Consider the following 22,866-nt stretch of genomic DNA (forward strand, 5'->3'; position numbering starts at 1 on the left):
GTTCAAAAACTTACTGGAACAGGTTCAGGTGTTCTTTGGCGTAAGCTTCGAAATCGGTGCAACCGCCGATGTGCTTCTCATCCAGGAAGATCTGCGGCACGGTTTCAACCGGTTTGCCGACGGTTTTTTCCAGATCGGCCTTGGTGATGCCTTCCGCGTGGATGTCAACGTAACGGAAGTTGAAATCGTCGCGTTCTTCAGTCAGTTTTTCCGCCAGTTCTTTAGCGCGGACACAATAAGGACAGCCAGGACGCCCGAAGATTACTGCAAACATGCAACGCTCCTTAATTGGATTTTCAATAAATTGTTCGCTACCGCAACGACATCCCGTCACCGAAAAAGTCATTACCTGCGTCAGATGGCGCCTACTATGCCCGTTGAGGCGGTGAAAAAAAAGCAGGAATTACCTGTTAATCTGATTCATGTAACCAATTAGTCGGCCGGGGCTGTCGCCGCCGACGGGAATTCACTACACTGGGGGCAGACCTTCTGGAGAAGAAAAATATGCGTTCATTCGGTGACTTACCGCGCCCGGTGCTGGTGTTGGAAGGGCTGGGCATCGTGATGCTGGTGTTGGCCTACCTCAGCATTCACGGCCACCTGCAGCTGCCGGGCTGGCTGGCGTCGCAGCAGGCGGCGGTCGGCATGATTTTCCTCGGCGTGGCGCTGATGGTGCCGGCGGCGGCGTTTCTGGTGTGGCGCGTGGTGCAGGGCTTCGGGCCGCTGATGCGCGGCGGCCTGCCGCCGGAAAACGATCGCCGCAAGCCGCAATCGAAAGATAATCAGGACAGCGATCCGCGCGCCTGAGCGCCGCGGCCGCTAACCCGCCTGCCGGGCAGGCGTTGGTCTTTTTGGGGTGACGAGTGAAAATTGCCATTCTTTCTCGCGACGGAACGCTCTACTCATGCAAGCGGCTGCGTGAAGCGGCAGAAGATCGCGGGCACAGCATCGATATTATCGATCCGCTCTCCTGCTATATGAACATCAATCCGGCGGCGCCGACCATTCATTATCGCGGCCGCCAACTGGAGCGTTACGATGCGGTGATCCCGCGCATCGGCTCCGCCATCACCTTTTACGGCACGGCGGTGCTGCGTCAGTTCGAGCTGCTCGGCAGCTACCCGCTAAACGAATCCGTGGCCATTACCCGCGCCCGCGACAAGCTGCGTTCGCTGCAGCTGTTGGCGCGGCAGGGCATCGATCTGCCGATCACCGGTTTTGCCCATTCGCCCGACGACACCGGCGATCTGATCGAGCTGGTCGGCGGCGCGCCGCTGGTGGTCAAGCTGGTGGAAGGCACGCAGGGCATCGGCGTGGTGCTGGCGGAAACCCGCCAGGCGGCGGAAAGCGTGATCGATGCCTTTCGCGGCCTGAACGCGCATATCCTGGTGCAAGAATACGTGCGCGAAGCGCAGGGCAGCGATGTGCGCTGCCTGGTGGTGGGCGGCCGGGTGGTGGCCGCCATCGAGCGGCAGGCCAAGCCCGGCGAATTTCGCTCCAACCTGCACCGCGGCGGCACCGCCCGCAAGGTGACCATCACCGCCAGAGAACGGGCGATTGCGGTGAAAGCGGCGAGCACGCTGGGGCTGGACGTCGCCGGGGTGGATATCCTGCGCGCCGAGCGCGGCCCGCTGGTGATGGAGGTCAACGCGTCGCCGGGGCTCGAAGGCGTGGAAACCACCACCGGGCTGGACATCGCCGGTATGATGATCGAATACATCGAGCAGCGCGGCCGGCCTGGCTTTCGCCTGAAATCCGGCGGGTGACGGGGCGGGCGGCGCGCTTTTCTCGCCGAGCAATATCTTAATTAGTGAATTAAGCCGCATTGATCGTGGCGTATCGGGTGAATATTCCGTAAGCTATGCGCCTTTTCGCGTATTGAATATTGTGAGGCTGGTTATTATGGATTCACTCATTGTCCCCGATTTGGCGCTGTTGCGGCGCTGGCTGGATCAGTCGGGCATTTCTTTCTTTGAGTGCGATTCCTGCCAGGCGCTGCACCTGCCGCACATGCAGAACTTCGACGGCGTGTTCGATGCCAAGATAGATCTGGTGGACAACGTCATTCTGTTCTCCGCGCTGGCCGAGGTGAAGCCGACCGCGCTGATCCCGCTGGTGGCCGACCTGAGCCAAATCAACGCCAGTTCGCTGACCATCAAAGCCTTTGTCGACATTCAGGACGACAACCTGCCGAAGCTGATCGTCTGCCAGTCGCTGAGTGTGGCGGTCGGCATCACCTATGAGCAGTTCACCCACTTTATGCAGCAGGGTGAAGAGCAGGTCTCGATGGTGATCCTCGAAGCGCGGGCGAACGATCTGCTGTTTATGGGGGATGAAGAAGAGATCCCCGCTGGCGCTGCGCGTCAGCCGATGCTGCACTGATCCTCGCCGTACCTTAAGCATGCCGTCGTTCCGGCGGCATGCAGCCGTTATTCCCCTCCGCAATAAAATATTCTGCACTTTGGCCTTTGCCGCCCGATCTTTCTCGCCTTTTGTGCCGTTAATGGCGTATCACATAGAGAAAAACTGCATAAAAAATCGATAAAAGGCGTTTTTTACCCTGGGGGCTGGCGGGTTGCGGTAGCAGCGGCTATGCTGCTGATTCTGCAAAGGGCTTGCGATTTCCCTTGTGACCACGCGAGCAGGGCAGTGAAAAAAGGCGCATGCAATCATATGCATAGCCATTCAGTTCGCGGTTGCAACGATTGCGCTCAATCAGGAAAGGTTTTGTATCGCTGCAGATACAAGTTCAATTCTATGATTCACCCTGTTTTGGAGGAAGTTACGGATGGTCACCCAACGTAAAAAGTGGTTATCGGGTGTGGTTGCCGGCCTGTTGATGGCCGCGTCCGTCACGGCGTCAGCCGAAGAGAAAACGCTGCACGTGTATAACTGGTCCGACTATATCGCGCCGGATACCCTGGCCAAATTCCAGAAAGAAACCGGTATCAAGGTGGTGTACGACGTCTTTGACTCCAACGAAGTGTTGGAAGGCAAACTGATGGCGGGCAGCACCGGCTACGATTTGGTGGTTCCTTCGTCCAACTTCCTCGAGCGTCAGTCGCAGGCCGGCATTTTCGAGCCGCTCGACAAGAGCAAAATCCCCAACTACAAAAATCTCGATCCCGAGATGCTGAAGCTGGTGGCGCACAACGACAAGGACAACAAATACGGCATCCCTTACATGATGGTGACCACCGGCATCGGCTATAACGTCGACAAGGTGAAGGCGGCGTTGGGGAAAGACGCGCCGGTCAATAGCTGGGATCTGATCTTCAAGCCGGAAAACCTCGAGAAGCTGAAAAGCTGCGGCGTTTCCTTCCTCGATGCGCCGAGCGAAGTCTACGCCACCGTGCTGCACTACCTGGGTAAAGATCCCAACAGCACCAACGCGGCGGACTATACCGGCGCGGCCAACGATCTGCTGCTGAAGCTGCGGCCGAATATCCGCTATTTCCACTCTTCCCAGTACATCAACGATCTGGCGAACGGCGATATCTGCGTGGCGATCGGCTGGTCCGGCGACGTGATGCAGGCGGCCAACCGCGCCAAAGAGGCGAAGAACGGCGTCAACGTGGCCTATGCGATCCCGAAAGAGGGGGCGCTGACCTACTTCGACATGTTCGCCATGCCGGCGGACGCCAAGAACAAGGATGCCGCCTACCAGTTCCTGAACTTCTTGCTGAAGCCGGACGTGATGGCGGACATCAGTAATCACGTTTACTACGCCAATGCGGTGAAGGATTCCACGCCGCTGGTGAATGCCGAAGTGCGCGATAACCCGAACGTCTATCCGCCGGCCGATGTTCGCGCCAAGCTGTTCACGCTCAACGTGCAGTCGCCGAAGCTGGACCGTGTCATTACCCGCGCATGGACTAAAGTTAAAAGCGGGAAGTGATGATAGGGGGATAGCCCCCTATCGTCGGTAAACCGGCAGGCGGGTGCCCCCGCCTGCATTGCCGTTTTGGGCCACGGCGCTCGCCGTGGTTTTGTGCCGCTTTACGCCGGAGAGCACCCCGATTGAACGACGCCATCCCTCGTCCTCAAGCCAAGTCGCAGAAGGTTTTCACCCCTCTGCTGGAAATCCGTAACCTCACCAAAACCTTCGACGGGCAGAACGCGGTCGAAGACGTCAGCCTTACCATCTACAAGGGCGAAATCTTTGCGCTGCTCGGCCCGTCCGGCTGCGGCAAATCCACCTTGCTGCGCATGCTGGCCGGCTTCGAACAGCCCTCGGAAGGGCAGATCGTGCTCGATGGGCAGGATATGTCGCACGTGCCGCCGTACCAGCGGCCGATCAACATGATGTTTCAGTCTTACGCGCTGTTCCCGCACATGACGGTAGAGCAGAACATCGCCTTCGGCCTGAAGCAGGACAAAATGCCGCGGGCAGAAATCGCCGAACGGGTGGCGGAAATGCTGGCGCTGGTGCACATGCAGGAGTTCGCCAGGCGCAAGCCGCACCAGCTTTCCGGCGGCCAGCGGCAGCGGGTGGCGCTGGCGCGCAGCCTGGCCAAGCGGCCGAAGCTGCTGCTGTTGGATGAGCCGATGGGCGCGCTGGACAAGAAGCTGCGCGATCGCATGCAGCTGGAAGTGACCGACATTCTCGAGCGCGTCGGCGTGACCTGCGTGATGGTGACGCACGATCAGGAGGAGGCGATGACCATGGCGGGGCGCATCGCCATCATGAACCGCGGCAAGTTCGTGCAGATCGGCGAGCCGGAAGAGATCTACGAGCATCCGAACAGCCGCTTCAGCGCCGAATTTATCGGCTCGGTCAACGTCTTCGACTGCGTATTGCAGGAGCGGCACGACGACGCGCTGATCTTGCAAAGCCCCGGATTGCGCCATGCGATCAAGGTGGATCCGGACGCCTCGGTGGTGGACGGCGTGCCGATCCAGGTGGCGCTGCGGCCGGAGAAGATCCTGCTGTGCGAACAGGTGCCGGCAGACGGCTGCAACTTCGCGGTGGGGGAAGTGGCGCACATTGCCTACCTGGGCGATCTGTCCATCTATCACGTGAAGCTGCACAGCGGGCAGATTATCAGCGCCCAGCTGCAAAACGGCCACCGTTTCCGCAAGGGGATGCCGACCTGGGGCGATGAAGTGCGTCTGTGCTGGGAAACCGACAGCTGCGTAGTGTTGACAGTGTAGTGGAGCCGGTGAGGAGTAACCCGTATGACCCTGCTTTCTGAACGCACGCCGGAACCGCCGGCCAAAACGCCCGGCACCTTCAAGGCGCTGTTCCACCGCCTGCTGATGGCTCACGGCCGCAAGCTGGTGATCGCGCTGCCGTATTTATGGCTGACGCTGCTGTTCATGCTGCCGTTCCTGATCGTGTTCAAGATCAGCCTGGCGGAGCTGGCGCTGGCGGTGCCGCCCTACACCGAGCTGCTGAGCTGGGCGGACGGCAAGCTGAACATCGCGCTCAACTTCGCCAACTACCTGCAGCTGACCGACGATCCGCTGTATATCGACGCCTATCTGCAGTCGCTGCGCGTGGCGGCGGTCTCGACGCTGTGCTGCCTGATCATCGGCTATCCGCTGGCCTGGGCAGTGGCCCACAGCAAGGCGTCAACCCGCAACATTCTGCTGCTGCTGGTGATCCTGCCTTCCTGGACCTCGTTCCTGATCCGCGTCTATGCCTGGATGGGCATTCTGAAAAACAACGGCATTCTGAATAACTTTCTGATGTGGCTAGGGGTGATCGACCAGCCGCTGGTGATCCTGCACACCAACCTGGCGGTGTATATCGGCATCGTTTATTCCTATCTGCCGTTTATGGTGTTGCCAATTTACACGGCGCTGATCCGGCTGGATTACTCGCTGGTGGAGGCGTCGCTGGATCTGGGGGCCCGGCCGCTGAAAACCTTCTTCAGCGTGATCGTGCCGCTGACGCGCGGCGGCATCATCGCCGGTTCGATGCTGGTGTTCATTCCAGCGGTGGGCGAGTTCGTGATCCCGGAACTGCTCGGTGGGCCGGACAGCATCATGATCGGCCGCGTGCTGTGGCAGGAGTTCTTCAATAACCGCGACTGGCCGGTGGCCTCGGCGGTCGCTACCATCATGCTGCTGCTGTTGATCGTGCCAATTTTGTGGTTCCACAAACACCAGAACAAGGAAATGGGGGGGCAGGAATGAACAACTTGCCGGTAGTACGCTCACCGTGGCGCATCGCCATCCTGACGGTCGGCTTTACCTTCCTGTATGCGCCGATGCTGATGCTGGTGATCTACTCCTTCAACAGCTCCAAGCTGGTGACGGTGTGGGCCGGTTGGTCCACGCGCTGGTATACCGAACTGTTTCACGACTCGGCGATGATCAGCGCGGTAGGGCTCAGCCTGACCATCGCCGCCGCCTCCGCCACCGCCGCGGTGGTACTGGGCGCCATCGCCGCCGTGGTGATGGTGCGCTTCGGCCGCTTTCGCGGTTCGACCGGTTTTGCGTTTATGTTGACCGCACCGCTGGTGATGCCGGACGTGATCACCGGCCTGTCGCTGCTGCTGCTGTTCGTGGCGATGGGGCACGCCTTCGGCTGGCCGTCGGAACGCGGCATGTTCACCATCTGGCTGGCGCATGTCACCTTCTGTACCGCTTACGTGGCGGTGGTGATCAGCTCGCGCCTGCGCGAGGTGGATCGCTCAATTGAAGAGGCGGCGATGGATTTGGGGGCGCCGCCGCTGAAGGTGTTCTTCGTCATCACCTTGCCGATGATCGCGCCGGCGCTGATCTCCGGCTGGATGCTGGCGTTCACCCTGTCGCTGGACGATCTGGTGATCGCCAGCTTCGTCTCCGGCCCGGGCGCCACCACGCTGCCGATGCTGGTATTCTCCAGCGTGCGCATGGGGGTGAATCCGGAAATTAACGCGTTGGCCAGCCTGATCCTGCTGGTGGTGGGCATTCTCGGCCTGATCGCCTGGTGGTTTATGGCGCGCTCGGAAAAACAACGATCGCGTGAATTACAGCGGGCGGCCCGTAGCTGAATCGTAACAAACCTGCTATTTTTGCAATCAATAAGTATTGCAACTAACTACCTGACTTTACATGCGCCATCTGTATTGGTGGCGCGTCGTAGCGGAACACGGATATGTCAGACATGCTGAAAAGCGGGCAGGGAATGGGATCGACTTCGGATGCGCCGGTGCCGGTGATGGTGGCGGGTACCGCCATGGTCGCGATCAAGTGTATCAGCGTGGTGCTGCTGTTGGGCGAACTGGGCGTCGACGGTGCGCAGGAGTTCGTCAACACCAGCGCGCAGGCGTGGGATTCTACCCTTATTTTTCTGGCCGGCCTGATGCTGCTGTGCCTGCAAATCAGCTGCGGCTTTGCGGTGATGCGCGGCCGCAACTGGGGGCGCTGGGGCTATGTGGCCTGCCAGTGCATTGTGGTGCTTTACCTGCTGTTGGCCACCATCGGCAGCGTTTTCCCCGAGGTGTTTACCGTGGAAGGGGAAACCAGCGGCCAAATCCTGCACGTTCTGATCCTGCAAAAGATCCCCGACGTGGTGATCCTGGCGTTGCTGTTCGTCCCTACCGCCAGCCGCCGCTTCTTCACCGCGCGCAAGTGAGATTTTAGGCGCGCGGAGTGGTAAACTCTGCGCCCTTAATTCGTCATCCTGAACTTCACGGTAATCTTCATGTATTGCGCTTTGTATACGGCGGGCACCTGCCGTTCCTGTCAGTGGCTGGAAAAGCCCTATCCGCAGCAACTGGCCGACAAACAGCATCACCTGCAATCGTTGTTGGCCGGGCGCGACGTCGCGCAGTGGCTGCAGCCGGTGGCGGGAGAGCTGAGCGCATTTCGCAATAAAGCCAAGATGGTGGTCAGCGGCAGCGTGGAGCGCCCGCTGCTCGGCATGCTGCACCGCGACGGCACGCCGGTCGATCTGAGCGGCTGCCCGCTGTATCCCGCCGCCTTTGCGCCGATGTTTGCGGTGCTGAAAAGCTTTATCGCCCGCGCGGGCCTGACGCCGTATAACGTGGCGCGCAAACGCGGCGAGCTGAAGTACCTGCTGCTGACCGAAAGCACGCTCGACGGCGGCGTGATGCTGCGCTTCGTGCTGCGTTCGGAAACCAAGCTGGCGCAGCTGCGCGCCGCGCTGCCGTGGCTGCAGCAGCAGCTGCCGCAGCTCAAGGTGATCTCCGCCAATATTCAGCCGGTGCACATGGCGATCATGGAAGGGGAGCGCGAGATTGCGCTGACCGAACAGCAGGCGCTGGAGGAGCGGTTCAATCAGGTGCCGCTGTTTATCCGCCCGCAAAGCTTCTTCCAGACCAACCCGCAGGTGGCCGCCGATCTGTATGCCACCGCCCGCGACTGGGTGCGCGCGCTGGGTATCGACAGCATGTGGGATCTGTTCTGCGGCGTCGGTGGTTTCGGCCTGCACTGCGCGCAACCGCAAACGCGGCTGACCGGCATCGAAATCAGCGCGGAAGCGATCGCCTGCGCCCGCCAGTCGGCGCAGCGGTTAGGGCTGCTGCACGTAGATTTTCAGGCGCTCGATTCCACCCGCTTCGCCACCGCCGAAGGTCAGGTGCCGCAGCTGGTGCTGGTCAACCCGCCGCGGCGTGGCATCGGCCAGGCGCTGTGCGACTACCTGAGCCGGATGGCGCCGGACTATATTCTCTATTCGAGCTGCAACGCCGAGAGCATGGCGAAAGATATCGAGATGTTGCCGGGGTACCGCATCGAACGGGTGCAGCTGTTCGACATGTTCCCGCATACCGCGCACTACGAAGTGCTGACGCTGTTGGTGCGGATTTTATAAAACATAAGGCCCGGATAACCGGGCCTTATTGCTTACTGCGGGAACCACTTGTCGTTGATGGCCTTGTAGGTGCCGTCGGCCTTGATGGCGTCCAGCGCGGCGTTCAGCTTGGCCAGCAGCGCCTGGTTGTCGGGGCGTACCGCGATGCCGAGGCCGGTGCCGAAGTATTGTGCATCGGTGATGTGCTCGCCCACCGGCGCCAGCTGCGGGTTGGTTTTCAGCCACTCGTTCACCACGGCGGTGTCGCCGAACACGCCGTCGATACGGCCGTTTTTCAGCTCCAGAATGGCGTTCTGGTAGCTGTCGTAAGAGACGGTGTTAATCTCCGGATGCTTGTCCTGCATGTATTTCTGGTGGGTGGTGCCATTTTCCATGCCGAGCTTTTTGCCTTTCAGATCCGCCAGCGAGCTGAACTTGCCTTTTTGCGCGATCACGATCGCCGAGTTGGCGTAGTAAGGCTGGGTGAAGGCGACCTGTTTGCTGCGCTCCGGCGTGATGTCCATACCGGAAATCACCGCATCGTATTTCTTGAATTTCAGCGCGGCGATCAGGCTGTCGAACGCCTGGTTGGTGAAGGTGCACTGCGCCTGCATCTGCTTGCACAGCGCGTTGGCCAGATCGATATCGAAGCCGACGATCTGGTTGTTGGCGTCCAGCGATTCGAACGGCGGGTAGGTGGCGGAAGCGGCGAAGCGGATGGTCTCGGCCGCGGTGGCGTTAAAGGTGATCCCGGCCAACATCGTCGCGGCAAGCAGCAGTTTTTTCATGCGTAGAGCTCCTGTCTGAATCCTGAAAGTGATTATTCGCTATCGTTTGTTTTTACTGGTAATCGCCAGAGGTTTTTACGTGTGCGCCTGCTGATAACCCTGCCACTGAGTGAATTAAAATGCAATATAAATGATTAAGTATTGCCATGGGGATAAAAAAAGCCCCGCGCAATGGCGGGGCTCATGGGGGGAGGCGGCCTCAGTTGCGGCGTTCAAACGCCAGCGCGCGGCGCTCCACCAAGCGCATCAGCAGCGTCAGCAGGCCGTTGACGCACAGGTACACCAGGCCTGCGGCACCGAATACCATGACGTCGTAGGTGCGGCCGTACATCAGCTGGCTGTAGCCCATCACCTCCATCAGCGTGATGGTGTAAGCCAGCGAGGTGCTTTTGAACACCAGCACCACTTCGTTGGAGTAAGACGACAGCGCGCGCTTGAAGGCGAACGGCAGCAGGATGCGCAGCGTCTGCCGGCGCGACATGCCCAGCGCTTCGCACGACTGCCACTGTCCGGTGGGAATGGCGCGCACCGCGCCGTAGAACAACTGCGTGGTGTAGGCCGCGCTGTTTAGCGCCAGCGCTATCATCGCGCACAGCCAGGGCTGCGACAGCAGGTTCCACAGCCACGGGTAGTCGCGGATCGCCGGGAACTGACCGGGGCCGTAGTAGATCAGGAAGATCTGCACCAGCAGCGGTGTGCCGGTGAACAGCGTCACGTAGATCTTGACCAGCGGCGTCAGGATTGGCGTTTTCAGCGTCAGTATCACCGTCAGCAGCAGCGACAGCACCAGCGCGACGATCAGCGCGGCGACGGTCAGCGTCAGGCTGGTGTGTAACCCTTTGAGGATCTCCGGTAAATACTCAATCATCAGACTGGCCCCCGCTCAAAGCGCGTGGCGCGCAGCTCAATGCGTTTGATGACGTATTGGCTGAACAGCGTCACCAGCAGGTATATGGCCGCGGCGATCACATACCAGGTAAAAGGTTCCTGGGTGCGGGTGGCGATGCTCTTGGTTTGCAGCATCAGATCGTTCACGCTGATCAGCGACACCAGCGCGGTGTCTTTCAGCAACACCAGCCACTGATTGCCGAGGCCGGGCAGGGCGTGGCGCCACATCTGCGGCATGATCAGGCGAAAGAAGATCGCCGCCTTGCCGAGCCCCAGCGCCTGGCCGGACTCCCACTGCCCCTGCGGCACCGCTTTGAGCGCGCCGCGCAGCGTCTGCGAAGCGTAGGCGGAATAGAGCAGGGCCAGAGCGATCACCCCGCACAGGAACGGGCTGACTTCGAAATTGTCGATCGCCAGCTGAATCGGCAGCTGGAACAGACCGAGGTTGAGGGTAAAGCCGTCGGAGAGCATCAGCAGCAGCTGCGACGAGCCGAAATAGATAAACAGCACCACCAGGATTTCCGGCAGGCCGCGCAGCACGGTCACCCAGGCGGTGCCGAGCCAGCTGACCGCTTTCCAGCGGGACGATTCCCATACGGCGAACAGCATCGCCAGAATCAGCCCGAGGATCAGGGCGCAAACGGCAAGGCCGACGGTCATGCCGGCGGCGCTTGCTAAAGGTTGTAATTCATTCATCGGGGCGTATTACTGCTGGAACCATTTTTTGTAGATGGTTTCATAGGTCCCATCCTGCTTGATCTTGTCCAGAGCGGCGTTGAACTTGCCCTGCAGATCGGTGTTCTTCTGGCGTACCGCGATGCCGAGGCCGGTGCCGAAGTAGTCTTTATCCGTCACTTTGGCGCCCACTGCCGCCAGCGCGTCATTCTGCTTCAGCCACTCGTTGACCACCGCGGTATCGCCGAACACCGCATCAACGCGGCCGTTCTTCAGATCCAAAATGGCGTTCTGGTAGCTGTCGTAAGGCACGGTGGTGATTTCCGGGTGCTTGTCGGTCAGGTATTTCTGGTGGGTGGTGCCGTTTTGCACGCCCACTTTCTTGCCTTTCAGCGCCGCCACGTCGGCGATTTTGCCTTTCTGCGCGATGAACAGCGCCGAGTTATCGTAGTACGGCTTGGTGAACAGCACCTGCTTTTCACGCTCCGGCGTGATGTCCATACCGGCCATGACCGCATCGAAACGCTTGAACTTCAGGCTCGGGATCAGGCTGTCGAACGCCTGGTTGGTGAAGGTGCACTCGGCCTGCATCTCTTTGCACAGGGCGTTGGCCAGATCGACATCAAAACCCTGAATCTTGTTGCCGGCGTCAATAAATTCAAATGGAGGATAGGAGGCTTCGGTAGCGAAACGGATCGTTTCGGCTGCGGAGGCGGAAACGCTGATGCCGGCCAGAACGGCGGCGATTATTAGTTTTTTCATCGCAAACTCCCCAAATTACAGCAAGTTAATTGTTAGTGTGATAAGTAGTTGGCAAACTCGGTGGTCCGCGGCTGCGTGAAGTGGCTGCTGTCGCCTTGCTCCACCACGTGGCCGTTTTCCATGTACACCACGCGGCTGGCGGTCTTGCGCGCCACTTCCACTTCGTGGGTGACGATCACCTGCGTGATGCCGGTGCCGGCCAGTTCGCGAATGATGCTGACGATCTGAGCGGTGATTTCCGGATCCAGCGCCGCGGTCGGTTCATCGAACAGCAGCACCTGCGGTTCCATCATCAGGGCACGGGCGATCGCCACGCGCTGCTGCTGGCCGCCGGAAAGGTGCAGCGGGAAGCGATCGGCGAAGTCGGTCAGGCGCAGACGCTTGAGCAGCTTGTCGGCACGCTCCATCGCCTGAGCCTTGGTCAGACCCAGCACGCGGCAAGGCGCTTCGATCAGGTTCTGAACCACGGTGAGGTGAGGCCACAGGTTGTATTGCTGGAAGACCATGCCGACATTTTGGCGCAGTTCGCGAATGGCTTTCTCGCCCGGCGCCTGCTTAAAGTCGAATTGGTTACCGGCGATCTGCAGTTGGCCCGAACGCGGCATTTCCAGCAGGTTCAGCACCCGCAGCAATGAACTTTTCCCGGCGCCGCTTGGGCCAAGCAGCACCAGGGTTTCCCCGGCTGGACAATCCAGCGTGATGTCAAACAGCGCCTGGTGAGCGCCGTAATAGCAATTGATACCGTTAAGTTGAATACTCATGCGCCAGAATTGAATAGACATTGATGCCGCAAATGTTAACTTCCACAGAATACTTATGCAATCTTTGTGCGTTAAAATTTATGAGTGTGCGGCGGGACAGTAAAAGATTAGCACAAGATACCGCGACTCAAGCCGAGGGAGGGGATTTGTGGCGCAGGCTGTGAGATCGGTAGCGAAATTTTTTCTATTGGACGAAATTCGAGCTGTGGGCGGACGGCGGGGATGACCGACGCGGCAAGCCCGCGTCGGCCGGGGTATTGCGGGTTACTGGTTTTCCAGCACCTGGCGCACGCTGCCGTTGGTGGCGTGCGCTGGAACATTCAGGTAGCGAATATCATCAACCACCCAGCAGGTGCCTTCGCGCACCATCAGCACTTCGTCCTGCCAGTTCACGGTGCTGTTGGCGTCTTTTTGGTAGCTCAAGTCAACGCGCAGCGGGATGTTTTTCGCATCGGTGTTAGGAATGGTCGAGGCGCTGGCGACGGACGCGCTGCTTGGCCCCTGCGCATTGCCGGAGAACAGATCGCCGGTTATCCGGTGCTTGCCCGGGTTCTGGCCGGCGCTGACCAGATCCTGATACAGCACTTTGCTCAGGTAAGGTTGCAGCTGCGCCAGGCGGTTACTGTCCGGCAGGCCGGCGCCCTGCTGGATGCGCAGGTCATAGAACTTTTGCGCGACCGTATCCGGGCCGCCTTCCACACAGCTGCCGCTGCGGGTGCCGATATCCTTGTATGCCGGTTCCACCGTGGTACAGGCACTCAGCAACAGCGCTAAGGGTAAAACAGCCGCAATCGTTTTTGTTTTCATCTTATTACCTTATGTGAAAGTCTCTACCATGAAGACCGATAGCTTACAGTATAAATGCGTTTTTTGGCCTTGCATTCGTACTGCGTGCCATTGATTAAGCGAACATAATGCCAATCCTCTGGTCATAGATACGTTGAATTAATCAAACAAGGAATTCTGATGCAGCTTTCAACTACCCCGACCCTGGAAGGGTTCACCATCACCGAATACTGCGGCGTCGTGACCGGCGAAGCGATCCTCGGCGCCAACATTTTTCGTGATTTCTTCGCCGGCGTGCGCGATATCGTCGGCGGCCGCTCGGGCGCTTATGAGAAAGAGCTGCGCAAGGCACGCTTGATCGCGTTCGAAGAGCTGGAAGATCAGGCGAAAGAGCTGGGCGCCAACGCGGTGGTCGGCATTGATATCGATTATGAAACCGTTGGCAAAGACGGCAGCATGCTGATGGTGACCGTCAGCGGCACCGCGGTGAAAGTCAGCCGCTAACGCTATTCTCCGCGCCCCGGCCATTCTGCCGGGGCGACGTTCTCTTGCTTTACCCCACCTTGTGCTGCTCGACGATCGGGCGGTGCTCCTGCGGTTTTACCGGCGCCGGCTCCTGGCGATGCTGTATCGGCTGAACGAACGACGGGCGGATCTGCGGCGCCGGGGCCGGATGCGGCATGACGCGTTCTTGCGGCATCGGCGTCGGGCGCACTACCGCCGGGTGCGGCGCTACGGCCGGTTCGCGTACCGCCGGCTGAGCGACGTGAGGTGCGACCTGAACCGGTGGCCGCACGGCGGATTGATGCACCGGCGCGACGGCCGGCATCGGATGCGTCTGTACCGGCGCTGAATGCACGGCCATCGGCTGCTGCGCGTGGGGCGCCGCAGGCTCGGTATGCGTGAACGTCGGCATGCTCATCGGTTGCTGCACATGGGACGCGTTGACCGATTGTTGCACGTGCGGCGCGGCCGCTACCGGCTGGGTATGCGCAAAGTTCGGCATGGTCATCGGCGCATGGGCTGCAGGCGCGACGCGCGGCTGTTGCGGCGCCGCGTTCGGCGTCGATGCGTTGAAGCGCGGCGTCGGCGCGGCGGGGGATGTATTGTAGTTGTTCACCGTGCTGGTGCTGCTGCGATTCACATTGTTGACGTTGTTATATTGGTTGATGTTGGTGACGCGATTTACCACGGTGGTGGAGTGCGATACGTAAGGCGCATTGCGGTAGACCACCGGTTGGCGTCGGTCGTCCCAGCGCATATCCCAGTTGTGCCAACCGCTGTTGTGCTGATTGAACAATGAGGCGACCGTGATGCCGACGCCGAAGCTGATCACGCCGGCCGCCAACATGTCGCCGCCGCTGTAGCCCGAAGGCTGATACTGATAGCTGGGGTAGGCGGGGATCGGCGTGCCGTAGGCCACCCAGGGATCGTAATGCGGGACGTAAACCGTATCCGGCTGGCTGGGCTCGATGACGATGGTTTCGCCCGGCGCCGCCACCACGCTCTGACGATAAGACTGTTGCTCCACGTAGCGGGTGGTGGGCGCCACGACGATGCGCTGCTGCGGGGTGTTTTTCAGCGTACCCTGGCTGGCCGCCCGCTGGCGCATCACCTGAATGGCGTTCATCACGTCGGTGGGATCGTTGAGGTAGGCGCTGCCCAGGGCGGTGGTCCAGGGGATGTTCTTCGCCATCTGATCGAGCACGTCGGGGAATTGTACCAGGCCGCGCACGCTGGCATCCCAGGGCTGAGCGTCGGCCGCCGAGCTGAGCGCCGCCGGTTGCAATCCGCGGTTTTGCGCCAGCCAGGCATCCGCGGCGCTGATTTGGTCAGGGTAACCCGCGCCGGCCAACACTTGCGCCAGCAGTTTGTCGGGGAACAGCGCCACCGGGCTGACCAATTGGTAAAGCTGATCGGCGGTCAGCGGCGTATAGGCCGGCGCACTTGCAGTGGCGGCGGGAGCGGCCGGGGGCGGTGTGCTCCCGCCCATCGCACCGGCGACTTTTTGCTGATCGCAGCCGCTGAGCGGCAGCATGGCGGCACAGAGCAACCAGGACAGATAGCGTGGCGTGAACATGTTCGACTCCGCTCTTTCAGCGCAGATGATACTTTGAGACTATCATGGGCGGGAGAGGCCGCCAGCCGGGAGCAACACTCGCTTGCACATCGGCGCTATCTGTCATCATTTCTCGATGAGCGTGATGATTGGATACAGGTTAATCGCGTTACGTTACATCTTTCACGGACGATAATCAGGAGGATAAATGAAAATTTGGCCAGGGATTATCGCCGCCGCGCTGTTGGCGGGGTGCCAAAATCCACAGCAGGATACGCTCGTCGATCGCGGCGCTTACCAGCTCGAAACCCTGCATCAGGCACAGGGCGCCGATCAGCGCATCCGGTTTTTGGTGATGCACTACACGGCGGAAGACTTCCATTCATCGCTGAAAACGCTGACCGACGAGCACGTCAGCGCCCATTATCTGCTGCCGGCGCACCCGCAGCGCGAGCACGGCAAACCGACGGTGTATCGGCTGGTGCCGGAAGCGATGCGCGCCTGGCATGCCGGCGCCAGCGCCTGGCGCGGCCGCAGCAACCTCAACGACACCTCGATCGGCATCGAAATCGTCAACAAGGGCTTCACCCGCAGCATGCTGTTCACCCACTGGCAACCCTATACGGCGGAGCAGATCGCCGTGCTGATCCCGCTGAGCCGCGACATTATCCAACGTTATGGCATCCAGCCGCAGGACGTGGTGGGGCACAGCGATATCGCGCCGCAGCGCAAACAGGATCCCGGCCCGCTGTTCCCCTGGCGGCAGCTGGCCCAGGCCGGCATCGGCGCCTGGCCGGACGAACGAGACGTGCAGCGTTTGCTGGCGGGGCGCGATCGTCATGCGCCGGTACCGATGACGCCGCTGCTCGAAAAGCTGGCGCGTTACGGCTATGCGATCGAGCCGTCATGGGATGCGCGGCAGCAGCGCAACGTGGTAGCGGCGTTTCAGATGCACTTCCGGCCCGACGATGTGCGCGGCGAGCCGGATGCAGAGAGTGAAGCGATTGTCGATGCGCTGCTGGTGAAGTACGGCGCGGCGCGTTGATTACAGGCCGTGCAGCTTACCGTGATCTTTCAGCCAGCGGGCGGTGCGCGCGATGCCTTCTTCCAGCGAGACGATCGGCTGATAGCCCAGCTCTTGCTGCGCGCGGGTGGTATCGAGCGTGAGGTCGAAGTTGAGTTTAGCGACGCCGTAGTGGGTCAGCACCGGCTCCTTCTCGCTTTTGCTGCCGAGGCGTTCCATGCCGCGCGCCATCATATCGAGCATCGGATAGGGGACGGAGCGGATATGGCACTTCATGCCCAGATCGTCGATCAGCTGCTGCACCACGGTGCGTAGCGGGCGCGGCTGCTGGTTAGTGATGTTGTAGGCGCGGCCGGACGGGGTATCTTCTTTTAGCGTCGCCAGCCACATGGCGTGCACCGCATTCTCCAGATAGGTCATGTCCACCATCGCCGCGCCGCCGCGCGGCAGCAGCAGGTTGCCGTAGCGTTTGATCATCTGCAACAGCCGCGGCAGCATCACTTTGTCGTGCGGCCCGAACAATCCCTGCGGGCGCAGAATGGTGAAATGAGTCTGCGGATTGGACAGCGCTAACTGCTGGATCACCTGCTCGCCGGCGGCCTTGCTGCGCGCGAATTCGTTGGCGTAGCGCTGCGGGCGGAAGTCTTCGGTCACGTTGCGGTGATGGTGGTAATCGAAATAGATCGCCGGGGAGGAGATGTGAATGAACTGCGCTACGCCGTAGGCCGCCGCCCATTCGCCGAGGCGGCGGGTGGCGCGGACGTTGGCCAGTTCGAAGGCCTCTTCGGTGCCCCAGGGCGAGGTAAAGCTGGAGCAGTGCCACAGCACGTCAACGTCCGCCAGCATCGCCTTGGCCTGCGAAGAGATCAGATTGGTGAGATCGGCATGAATAAACTCCGCGCCCATTTTTTCCAGCAGGCCGCCCATCGCCTGGTTGCGGCCGGTGGCGCGCACTTTGATGCCCTGGCGGCGCAGATATTCAACGGCGTTACGGCCTAACCCACTGGTGGCACCGGTGACCAATACCTTCATAACGGACTCTATTCTCACCCAAAATCGGAATACCGGCGGGCGCTTGCGGCGCTCCCAGCAAATAAGATGCCATTCTTCCGTGATTTCGTGCGCTATGCAATCGGAAAGCCCCGAAGCACAGCGGCAAACTGTGCGGTTGATCGACAAATGAACGGCGTTCAGCGCTGTTGGCGATCCCGGCTCTCAGCAAGCTCGGCGATGCGCTTCGCCATGCCGCGAAAAATGAACAGGTGTGCGGGCATCATGGCGAACCAATACAGCAGCCCGCTGAAGCCGGCCGGATGCCACCAGGCGCGCACGTCCAGCGTGCGGCGATCGCCGTGATCGGTGATGCTGAAGCTCAGCCGCCCCAGCCCCGGTGCCTTCATGCCGAACAGCAGCGCCAGTTGCCGCAGCGGCTTCAGCGTGATGACTTTCCAGCCGTCGATCTCGTCGCCCAGCGCCAGGGTCGCGCGCGCCGGGCGGCCGTAGACCACCCCGTTGCCGATCATGTCGTCCATGCGAGCGCGGAGCCGCCACAGAATATTGGCGTAGAAATAGCCTTCTTCGCCCCCCAGCTGCTGCACCGTTTGCCACAGGGCCTCGCGGGTGGCGGCGGTGTCCAGCGAACAACCGGCCTGTTTTGGATAGTAACCGTAGCCGGGGCGCCAGCGGGCCCGCGCCGCCGGATCGTAGCCCCAGTCGGCGGAATCGACCACCTCCTGTTCGCGCTGCAGCGTGGTGGCGACCGCCTGATCAAAGGTGTGCAGCCGCTGCGGGATCAGGGCCTGCAGCGGCCGGCCGTCGGCGGGCAGATCGTGCTTCAGCCCCTGGATCAGCGCGCGGGCGATCGGCGGCGGCACCGAGGTGATCAGGCTGATGAACCACACCGAAATCAGCCGCGTCGGCAAAGGGATCGGGATCAGCCAGCGCCGCTTGCCGCTGAGGGCGATAAAGCGTTTGAACATATCCTGATAGCTGAGGTACTCCGGCCCGGCAACGTCGAAGATGCGGTGTTCCTGCGCCGGGTGCGCCAGCAGATCGGCCAGATAAACCAGCAGGTTCTCCAGCGCCACCGGCGACGACTTCGAACGCACCCAGCGCGGCGGCGTCAGCACCGGCAGGTTATAGACCATGTCGCGCATCACTTCGAACGCCGCCGAGCCGGGGCCGACGATGATGCCGGCGCGCAGCTCGGTCACCGGCACGCCGCTCTGGCGCAAGATCTCGCCGGTCAGGCGGCGGGCCGCCAGGTGCGGTGAGCTGTCGTCGTTCGGCTGCAGCGCGCCGAGAAAGATCACCTGTTTGACGCCGGCATTGCGCAGCGCGTCGCGCAGGTTTTCCGCCGCCTGGCGCTCCTTCTCGATAAAATCGTCGCCGTCGCCCATCGCGTGTACCAGATAGTAAAGCGTATCGATCTCCCACAGCGCCGCGCTCAGGGTCTCCGGGCGATACAGATCGGCATACAGGCAGTTGACCTGCGGCCAGTTCCGCTCCTGCAGCCACTCGATGCGCCGCGCGGCGGCGGTAATCTGGTGCCCCTGTTCGATCAGGTGCGGGATCAGGTTCTGGCCTATATAGCCGCTGGCTCCAAGAACCAGTACGCGTTGGGGTGTCATCGGGCCGCCTTGTGCGGTAGAGGATTGGCAGAACGACAGGATGCCAAATTCAGGGTTTAAATGCACTTTTTGTATGGGCATAAGCCGGTTGCATCCATCCTGGCGCAGGTTCACACTACGCGCCCCCTTACCGAACGAAAAACCGGATGTCATGAAGCTCAATGTGATTTGTTACGCCCTGCTGGGCCTGGCGCTGGTCGCCAGCCTGTTCTCGCTGCATCCGGTGTGGATGTGGTTGCTGCTGGCCAACCTGCTGACGTTTCTGATCTACGGCGGCGATAAGCTGGCGGCGCGCAAAGGGTGGCGGCGGGTACCGGAGGCGACGCTGTTGCTGTTCGGCGCGCTGGGCGGATGGTTGGGCGCACTGGTGGCACAGCAGCTGTTTCGCCACAAAACCCAGAAGCAGCCGTTTAAAACCTGGTTCATCCTCAGCGTGGCGCTCAACCTGGTGGCGGTGCTGGGGCTGTGGTACTGGGTTTATGGCCGCTGGATCTTCTGATTACAACAGCAGCGGCAGGGTAGCGCTGGCGGTGGCCTGCATCGCCTGAGCGTAGGCGGGATCGCGCTGAGCCAGTTCGGCGATCATCAACTCCACCAGCAGCATGGCGCCGACCTTGGCCGGCAGGGCGCCGGCGGTCAGCGGCCCTTCCGGTTTGGCCGCCACCAACAGCGTATCCGCCATTTTAGCCAGCGGGCTGCGTTGGGTGTTGCTGATTGCGATCACGCGTGCGCCGCGCCCTTTGGCCAACGCCACCGCATGCAGTACGTCCTTGGTGGAGCCGGAGCTGGAGATGACGATCAGCAGATCCCGCTCACTCAGCGAGGCGGCATTCATCGCCGCCCGGTGCATGTCGCTGAACAGCTGCGCCGGTTTGCCGAGGCGCAACAGTTTGTAGTGCAGAAAATCGCCGATGATGGCGCTGGCGGCGACGCCGTAAATCTGTACCGAAGCGCAACGCTGCAGGCTGTCCGCCGCCTGTTGCAGCGCCTGAGGATCCAACAGCGCGCCGGTATCCCGCAGCGCCTGCACGCTCTCTTCCACCAAATTTTCCGTTGCGCTTTGCCGCGTCGTCGCCTCCGGCTGGTTTTGTTGCAGGCTGAGGGCCAGCGCCATTTTAAATTCGGTATAGCCTTTACAGCCCAGATGGCGGCACAGCCGCGTGACGCTGGCTTCGCTGGTGGCGCTTTCACGCGCCAGTTCGGTGATGGTTAGGTAAACGGCGCGGGAGGGCTCCGCAAGAAGATAGTTGCCGAGCTTTTGCAGCGTGGGGCTGTACCCCGCCAAATCCTGCCGCAGCCGCAATAACAAGTTGCCTGTATTCATCACGTTACCTTTCTGAGTATGCCCGTTTCTATTGTGGCGGAAAGACGCCGCCGCTCGCCAGCAAAATCGACGGATTGTGAAGCCGATCATCGTTATGAATAAAATTTTCATTAAATAAATTTTAATGTGGTAAAAATTTTCATCATAAAAATGATAGCGGGGAAAAATTTATGTCAACACCAGAATTGTCACGCTCCGGCGGCTGGTTCGAAAAAGCCCAGCTGTTCGGCAAATCGTTCATGCTGCCGATCGCCGTACTGCCGGCGGCCGGCCTGCTGCTGGGGATCGGCGGTGCGCTGTCCAACCCCAATACCGTCGAGGCGTATCCCTGGCTCGACGTCGGCTGGCTGCAAAGCGTATTTACGGTGATGGCCAGCGCCGGCGCCATCGTGTTCGCCAACCTGGCGGTCCTGTTCGCGGTCGGCGTGGCGGTGGGGTTGGCCAAAAGCGACAAGGGCACGGCGGGGCTGGCCTCGCTGATCGCCTATCTGGTGATGAACGCCACCATCAATGCGCTGTTGAAAATCAACGGCACGCTGGCCACGCAGAACGCCGGCGCGGTGGGGCAGGGAACGATTCTCGGGATCCAGACGCTGGAGACCGGGGTGTTCGGCGGGGTAGTCATCGGTCTGGTGACCTGGTATCTGCACGGCCGCTACAACAAAATAGCGCTGCCGCCGTTCCTGGGCTTTTTCGGCGGCTCGCGCTTTGTGCCGATTGTCAGTTCACTGGCGGCGATGGCGGTCGGCGCCCTGATGACCGTGGTGTGGCCGCCTTTCCAACGGCTGATCTTCGGCATGGGCGGCCTGGTGGACGCCAGCGGCTATCTCGGCACCTTTATCTACGGCTTCGTGCTGCGCATGCTTGGGCCGTTCGGCCTGCATCACATCTTCTACCTGCCGTTCTGGACCACCGCGCTCGGCGGCAGCGAAGTGATCAACGGACAGCTGGTGGAAGGCACGCAGCGCATTTTCTTCGCCCAGTTGGCCGACCCGAATACGCAGCAGTTCTACATCGGCACGGCGCGTTTCATGTCCGGCCGCTTTATCACCATGATGTTTGGCCTGGTCGGCGCCTGCCTGGCGATGTACCAAAGCGCGCGCCCGGAGAACCGCAAGCGCGTCGGCGGGCTGCTGCTGTCGGCGGCGCTGACCTCTTTCCTGACCGGCATCACTGAGCCTATCGAATTCTCGTTCCTGTTCATCGCGCCGGCGCTGTACGTGGTGCACGCGCTGTTCGACGGCCTGGCGTTCGCGATCGCACACATTCTGCATATCACCATCGGCCAGACGTTCTCCGGCGGTTTTATCGATTTCATGCTGTTCGGCGTGCTGCAGGGCGAAGCGAAAACCCATTGGATGTATGTGCCGCTGGTCGGGGTGCCCTGGTTCTTCCTGTACTACTTCACGTTCCGTTTCCTGATCCTGCGCTTCAATTTCAAAACGCCGGGGCGCGAGGTGGAAACCGTGCCGGAAGCGGTGATGAGCGGCACCGAACGCTCGCAGCAGGTGCTGGCGGCGCTGGGTGGCAAAGAGAATATCGTCGAACTGGATTGTTGCGCCACGCGGCTGCGCGTGACGTTAAAACAGAGCCGGTTGCTGGACGAGGGCGGGCTGAAGGACAGCGGCGCGCGGGCGGTGATCGTTCGCGGCAACGGCGTTCAGGTGATCTATGGCCCGCACGTGACCATTATTAAAAACGAAGTCGAGGAGTTGTTGGATTTATGACGCTTTCCATTTTGCAGCAGATTAAGGGTCGGCTGGTGGTGTCTTGCCAGGCGCTGGACGACGAGCCGCTGCACAGCGATTTTATCATGGCACGCATGGCGCTGGCGGCCGAGCAAGGCGGTGCGGCAGCGATCCGCGCCAACGGCGTCGAAGACGTTAAAGCCATCATGCGCACGGTGGCGCTGCCGGTGATCGGCATTATCAAGCGCGATTATGCCGGTAGCGATGTCTATATCACGCCGACCCTGCGTGAAATCGATGAGCTGATGGCTGCGGCGCCACAGATGATTGCGCTGGACGCGACCGGCCACCCTCGGCCAGGGGAGCTGCAGCTGGCGGCGTTGGTTGCCGCGATCCGCGCCAGGTATCCCCGGCTGCTGCTGATGGCGGACATCGCCACCGTGGAAGAGGCGCAAGAGGCTGCCAGGTTGGGGTTCGACTGCGTGGGCACCACGCTGCACGGCTATACCGCCGAAAGCCGGGGCGCCCGACTGGCGGAGGACGATTTCGGTTTTCTGCGCGCGGTGCTGGCGGCGGTGCCGGTGCCGGTCATCGCCGAGGGCAATGTCGAAACGCCGGCGATGGCCGCACGCTGCCTGACGTTGGGGGCGCATGCGGTCGTGGTGGGCGGCGCCATTACGCGCCCGCAGCAGATCACTCGCCGTTTTGTCGAGGCCATCGGCGGGCGGTGAAGGG

The 22,866-nt window shown here is 61.0% G+C and carries 25 protein-coding genes; 14 read left to right on the forward strand and 11 right to left on the reverse strand.

The window, feature by feature from the left end; all coding sequences use genetic code 11:
- Positions 1-10 precede the first annotated feature (10 nt).
- The gene (locus QOL81_RS10910; protein ID WP_004938676.1) at positions 11-274 is read right to left on the reverse strand and encodes a GrxA family glutaredoxin; all 264 of its coding nucleotides are present in this window, start codon (positions 272-274) and stop codon (positions 11-13) included.
- Between the two features lie 230 nt (positions 275-504).
- Here QOL81_RS10910 and QOL81_RS10915 point away from each other — a divergent pair, with 230 nt between their 5' ends.
- The 9 genes from QOL81_RS10915 (at position 505) to rlmC (ending at position 8,767) form a co-directional block, all read left to right on the forward strand.
- Positions 505-807 carry a YbjC family protein gene (locus tag QOL81_RS10915; RefSeq protein ID WP_033646672.1) on the forward strand — a complete coding sequence of 101 codons (303 nt, stop codon included), beginning with the start codon at positions 505-507 and terminating at the stop codon, positions 805-807.
- Between the two features lie 56 nt (positions 808-863).
- A complete protein-coding gene (gene rimK / locus QOL81_RS10920; protein ID WP_038880682.1) occupies positions 864-1,766 on the forward strand; it encodes a 30S ribosomal protein S6--L-glutamate ligase in 903 nt (300 codons plus the stop codon).
- A gap of 136 nt (positions 1,767-1,902) precedes the next feature.
- Positions 1,903-2,382: a type III secretion system chaperone family protein gene (locus tag QOL81_RS10925; RefSeq protein ID WP_060421651.1), complete on the forward strand. Its 480-nt coding sequence runs from the start codon at positions 1,903-1,905 to the stop codon at positions 2,380-2,382.
- 406 nt (positions 2,383-2,788) lie between these two features.
- On the forward strand, positions 2,789-3,898 hold the full coding sequence (gene potF / locus QOL81_RS10930) for a spermidine/putrescine ABC transporter substrate-binding protein PotF (RefSeq protein WP_049202215.1): 1,110 nt from the start codon (positions 2,789-2,791) through the stop codon (positions 3,896-3,898).
- Positions 3,899-4,020: 122 nt separating this feature from the next.
- The gene (gene potG, locus QOL81_RS10935) at positions 4,021-5,154 is read left to right on the forward strand and encodes a putrescine ABC transporter ATP-binding subunit PotG (RefSeq protein ID WP_049202214.1); all 1,134 of its coding nucleotides are present in this window, start codon (positions 4,021-4,023) and stop codon (positions 5,152-5,154) included.
- A gap of 24 nt (positions 5,155-5,178) precedes the next feature.
- Positions 5,179-6,141, forward strand: coding sequence for a putrescine ABC transporter permease PotH (gene potH / locus QOL81_RS10940; RefSeq protein WP_049202213.1), 963 nt, complete (start codon positions 5,179-5,181; stop codon positions 6,139-6,141).
- Positions 6,138-6,983 (forward strand): putrescine ABC transporter permease PotI, encoded by an 846-nt coding sequence (potI, locus tag QOL81_RS10945; RefSeq protein ID WP_025302238.1) that lies wholly within the window; start codon positions 6,138-6,140, stop codon positions 6,981-6,983. The genes potH and potI overlap by 4 nt, the downstream gene beginning before the upstream one ends.
- A gap of 104 nt (positions 6,984-7,087) precedes the next feature.
- Positions 7,088-7,567 carry a YbjO family protein gene (locus QOL81_RS10950; protein ID WP_197757535.1) on the forward strand — a complete coding sequence of 160 codons (480 nt, stop codon included), beginning with the start codon at positions 7,088-7,090 and terminating at the stop codon, positions 7,565-7,567.
- 69 nt (positions 7,568-7,636) lie between these two features.
- A complete protein-coding gene (gene rlmC, locus QOL81_RS10955; RefSeq protein ID WP_060440304.1) occupies positions 7,637-8,767 on the forward strand; it encodes a 23S rRNA (uracil(747)-C(5))-methyltransferase RlmC in 1,131 nt (376 codons plus the stop codon).
- 32 nt (positions 8,768-8,799) lie between these two features.
- Here the strand turns inward: rlmC and artJ (QOL81_RS10960) are convergent, their stop codons facing one another.
- The 6 genes from artJ (QOL81_RS10960) to QOL81_RS10985 form a co-directional block, all read right to left on the reverse strand.
- Positions 8,800-9,534 carry an arginine ABC transporter substrate-binding protein gene (artJ, locus tag QOL81_RS10960; RefSeq protein WP_033637816.1) on the reverse strand — a complete coding sequence of 245 codons (735 nt, stop codon included), beginning with the start codon at positions 9,532-9,534 and terminating at the stop codon, positions 8,800-8,802.
- Between the two features lie 199 nt (positions 9,535-9,733).
- A complete protein-coding gene (gene artM / locus QOL81_RS10965) occupies positions 9,734-10,402 on the reverse strand; it encodes an arginine ABC transporter permease ArtM (RefSeq protein WP_197816472.1) in 669 nt (222 codons plus the stop codon).
- Entirely contained in the window at positions 10,402-11,118 is a 717-nt protein-coding gene (artQ, locus tag QOL81_RS10970; RefSeq protein ID WP_025159684.1) for an arginine ABC transporter permease ArtQ, read from the reverse strand. Before artQ ends, artM begins: the two co-directional genes overlap by 1 nt.
- Before the next feature lie 9 nt (positions 11,119-11,127).
- Positions 11,128-11,859, reverse strand: coding sequence for an arginine ABC transporter substrate-binding protein (gene artJ, locus QOL81_RS10975; protein ID WP_004928409.1), 732 nt, complete (start codon positions 11,857-11,859; stop codon positions 11,128-11,130).
- Positions 11,860-11,891: 32 nt separating this feature from the next.
- On the reverse strand, positions 11,892-12,620 hold the full coding sequence (gene artP, locus QOL81_RS10980) for an arginine ABC transporter ATP-binding protein ArtP (protein ID WP_038884338.1): 729 nt from the start codon (positions 12,618-12,620) through the stop codon (positions 11,892-11,894).
- A 264-nt stretch (positions 12,621-12,884) separates the two neighbouring features.
- Entirely contained in the window at positions 12,885-13,427 is a 543-nt protein-coding gene (locus QOL81_RS10985) for a lipoprotein (RefSeq protein ID WP_049202208.1), read from the reverse strand.
- Between the two features lie 159 nt (positions 13,428-13,586).
- Here QOL81_RS10985 and QOL81_RS10990 point away from each other — a divergent pair, with 159 nt between their 5' ends.
- On the forward strand, positions 13,587-13,910 hold the full coding sequence (locus tag QOL81_RS10990; RefSeq protein WP_004928400.1) for a heavy metal-binding domain-containing protein: 324 nt from the start codon (positions 13,587-13,589) through the stop codon (positions 13,908-13,910).
- 49 nt (positions 13,911-13,959) lie between these two features.
- Here the strand turns inward: QOL81_RS10990 and QOL81_RS10995 are convergent, their stop codons facing one another.
- On the reverse strand, positions 13,960-15,486 hold the full coding sequence (locus tag QOL81_RS10995) for a DUF3300 domain-containing protein (RefSeq protein ID WP_283439824.1): 1,527 nt from the start codon (positions 15,484-15,486) through the stop codon (positions 13,960-13,962).
- Between the two features lie 187 nt (positions 15,487-15,673).
- Here QOL81_RS10995 and QOL81_RS11000 point away from each other — a divergent pair, with 187 nt between their 5' ends.
- Complete coding sequence (locus tag QOL81_RS11000) at positions 15,674-16,510, forward strand: N-acetylmuramoyl-L-alanine amidase (protein WP_100396489.1); 837 nt, start codon at positions 15,674-15,676, stop codon at positions 16,508-16,510.
- Here the strand turns inward: QOL81_RS11000 and QOL81_RS11005 are convergent, their stop codons facing one another.
- Together QOL81_RS11005 and QOL81_RS11010 are read right to left on the reverse strand one after the other, a co-directional pair.
- Positions 16,511-17,521 (reverse strand): 3-beta-hydroxysteroid dehydrogenase, encoded by a 1,011-nt coding sequence (locus tag QOL81_RS11005; RefSeq protein WP_060440301.1) that lies wholly within the window; start codon positions 17,519-17,521, stop codon positions 16,511-16,513. It abuts the gene before it with no gap.
- Between the two features lie 158 nt (positions 17,522-17,679).
- The gene (locus QOL81_RS11010; protein ID WP_180548343.1) at positions 17,680-19,119 is read right to left on the reverse strand and encodes a DUF2867 domain-containing protein; all 1,440 of its coding nucleotides are present in this window, start codon (positions 19,117-19,119) and stop codon (positions 17,680-17,682) included.
- Between the two features lie 151 nt (positions 19,120-19,270).
- Between QOL81_RS11010 and QOL81_RS11015 the strand changes: the two genes are divergently transcribed.
- Positions 19,271-19,618: a DUF1294 domain-containing protein gene (locus QOL81_RS11015; protein ID WP_033647462.1), complete on the forward strand. Its 348-nt coding sequence runs from the start codon at positions 19,271-19,273 to the stop codon at positions 19,616-19,618.
- Here the strand turns inward: QOL81_RS11015 and QOL81_RS11020 are convergent, their stop codons facing one another.
- Positions 19,619-20,446, reverse strand: coding sequence for a MurR/RpiR family transcriptional regulator (locus QOL81_RS11020; RefSeq protein ID WP_060421676.1), 828 nt, complete (start codon positions 20,444-20,446; stop codon positions 19,619-19,621).
- Between the two features lie 167 nt (positions 20,447-20,613).
- On the opposite strand from QOL81_RS11020, the gene QOL81_RS11025 reads away from it, so the two are divergent.
- Both QOL81_RS11025 and QOL81_RS11030 read left to right on the forward strand, forming a co-directional pair.
- Positions 20,614-22,170, forward strand: a complete 1,557-nt coding sequence (locus QOL81_RS11025) for a PTS transporter subunit EIIC (RefSeq protein WP_060421679.1) — start codon at positions 20,614-20,616, stop codon at positions 22,168-22,170.
- On the forward strand, positions 22,167-22,862 hold the full coding sequence (locus tag QOL81_RS11030; protein ID WP_049202202.1) for an N-acetylmannosamine-6-phosphate 2-epimerase: 696 nt from the start codon (positions 22,167-22,169) through the stop codon (positions 22,860-22,862). The genes QOL81_RS11025 and QOL81_RS11030 overlap by 4 nt, the downstream gene beginning before the upstream one ends.
- The last annotated feature ends 4 nt before the right edge of the window (positions 22,863-22,866 follow it).

Source organism: Serratia sp. CC22-02 (assembly GCF_900182895.1).
GTDB lineage: Bacteria > Pseudomonadota > Gammaproteobacteria > Enterobacterales > Enterobacteriaceae > Serratia > Serratia nevei.

What these genes read in the sequence shown, in the direction of transcription:
- QOL81_RS10910 (WP_004938676.1), bottom strand. Translation starts at nt 274, where the DNA reads ATGTTTGCAGTAATCTTCGGGCGTCCTGGCTGTCCTTATTGTGTCCGC.
- QOL81_RS10915 (WP_033646672.1), top strand. Translation starts at nt 505, where the DNA reads ATGCGTTCATTCGGTGACTTACCGCGCCCGGTGCTGGTGTTGGAAGGG.
- QOL81_RS10925 (WP_060421651.1), top strand. Translation starts at nt 1,903, where the DNA reads ATGGATTCACTCATTGTCCCCGATTTGGCGCTGTTGCGGCGCTGGCTG.
- potF (WP_049202215.1), top strand. Translation starts at nt 2,789, where the DNA reads ATGGTCACCCAACGTAAAAAGTGGTTATCGGGTGTGGTTGCCGGCCTG.
- potH (WP_049202213.1), top strand. Translation starts at nt 5,179, where the DNA reads ATGACCCTGCTTTCTGAACGCACGCCGGAACCGCCGGCCAAAACGCCC.
- potI (WP_025302238.1), top strand. Translation starts at nt 6,138, where the DNA reads ATGAACAACTTGCCGGTAGTACGCTCACCGTGGCGCATCGCCATCCTG.
- QOL81_RS10950 (WP_197757535.1), top strand. Translation starts at nt 7,088, where the DNA reads ATGTCAGACATGCTGAAAAGCGGGCAGGGAATGGGATCGACTTCGGAT.
- rlmC (WP_060440304.1), top strand. Translation starts at nt 7,637, where the DNA reads ATGTATTGCGCTTTGTATACGGCGGGCACCTGCCGTTCCTGTCAGTGG.
- artJ (WP_033637816.1), bottom strand. Translation starts at nt 9,534, where the DNA reads ATGAAAAAACTGCTGCTTGCCGCGACGATGTTGGCCGGGATCACCTTT.
- artM (WP_197816472.1), bottom strand. Translation starts at nt 10,402, where the DNA reads ATGATTGAGTATTTACCGGAGATCCTCAAAGGGTTACACACCAGCCTG.
- artQ (WP_025159684.1), bottom strand. Translation starts at nt 11,118, where the DNA reads ATGAATGAATTACAACCTTTAGCAAGCGCCGCCGGCATGACCGTCGGC.
- artJ (WP_004928409.1), bottom strand. Translation starts at nt 11,859, where the DNA reads ATGAAAAAACTAATAATCGCCGCCGTTCTGGCCGGCATCAGCGTTTCC.
- artP (WP_038884338.1), bottom strand. Translation starts at nt 12,620, where the DNA reads ATGAGTATTCAACTTAACGGTATCAATTGCTATTACGGCGCTCACCAG.
- QOL81_RS10985 (WP_049202208.1), bottom strand. Translation starts at nt 13,427, where the DNA reads ATGAAAACAAAAACGATTGCGGCTGTTTTACCCTTAGCGCTGTTGCTG.
- QOL81_RS10990 (WP_004928400.1), top strand. Translation starts at nt 13,587, where the DNA reads ATGCAGCTTTCAACTACCCCGACCCTGGAAGGGTTCACCATCACCGAA.
- QOL81_RS10995 (WP_283439824.1), bottom strand. Translation starts at nt 15,486, where the DNA reads ATGTTCACGCCACGCTATCTGTCCTGGTTGCTCTGTGCCGCCATGCTG.
- QOL81_RS11000 (WP_100396489.1), top strand. Translation starts at nt 15,674, where the DNA reads ATGAAAATTTGGCCAGGGATTATCGCCGCCGCGCTGTTGGCGGGGTGC.
- QOL81_RS11005 (WP_060440301.1), bottom strand. Translation starts at nt 17,521, where the DNA reads ATGAAGGTATTGGTCACCGGTGCCACCAGTGGGTTAGGCCGTAACGCC.
- QOL81_RS11010 (WP_180548343.1), bottom strand. Translation starts at nt 19,119, where the DNA reads ATGACACCCCAACGCGTACTGGTTCTTGGAGCCAGCGGCTATATAGGC.
- QOL81_RS11015 (WP_033647462.1), top strand. Translation starts at nt 19,271, where the DNA reads ATGAAGCTCAATGTGATTTGTTACGCCCTGCTGGGCCTGGCGCTGGTC.
- QOL81_RS11025 (WP_060421679.1), top strand. Translation starts at nt 20,614, where the DNA reads ATGTCAACACCAGAATTGTCACGCTCCGGCGGCTGGTTCGAAAAAGCC.
- QOL81_RS11030 (WP_049202202.1), top strand. Translation starts at nt 22,167, where the DNA reads ATGACGCTTTCCATTTTGCAGCAGATTAAGGGTCGGCTGGTGGTGTCT.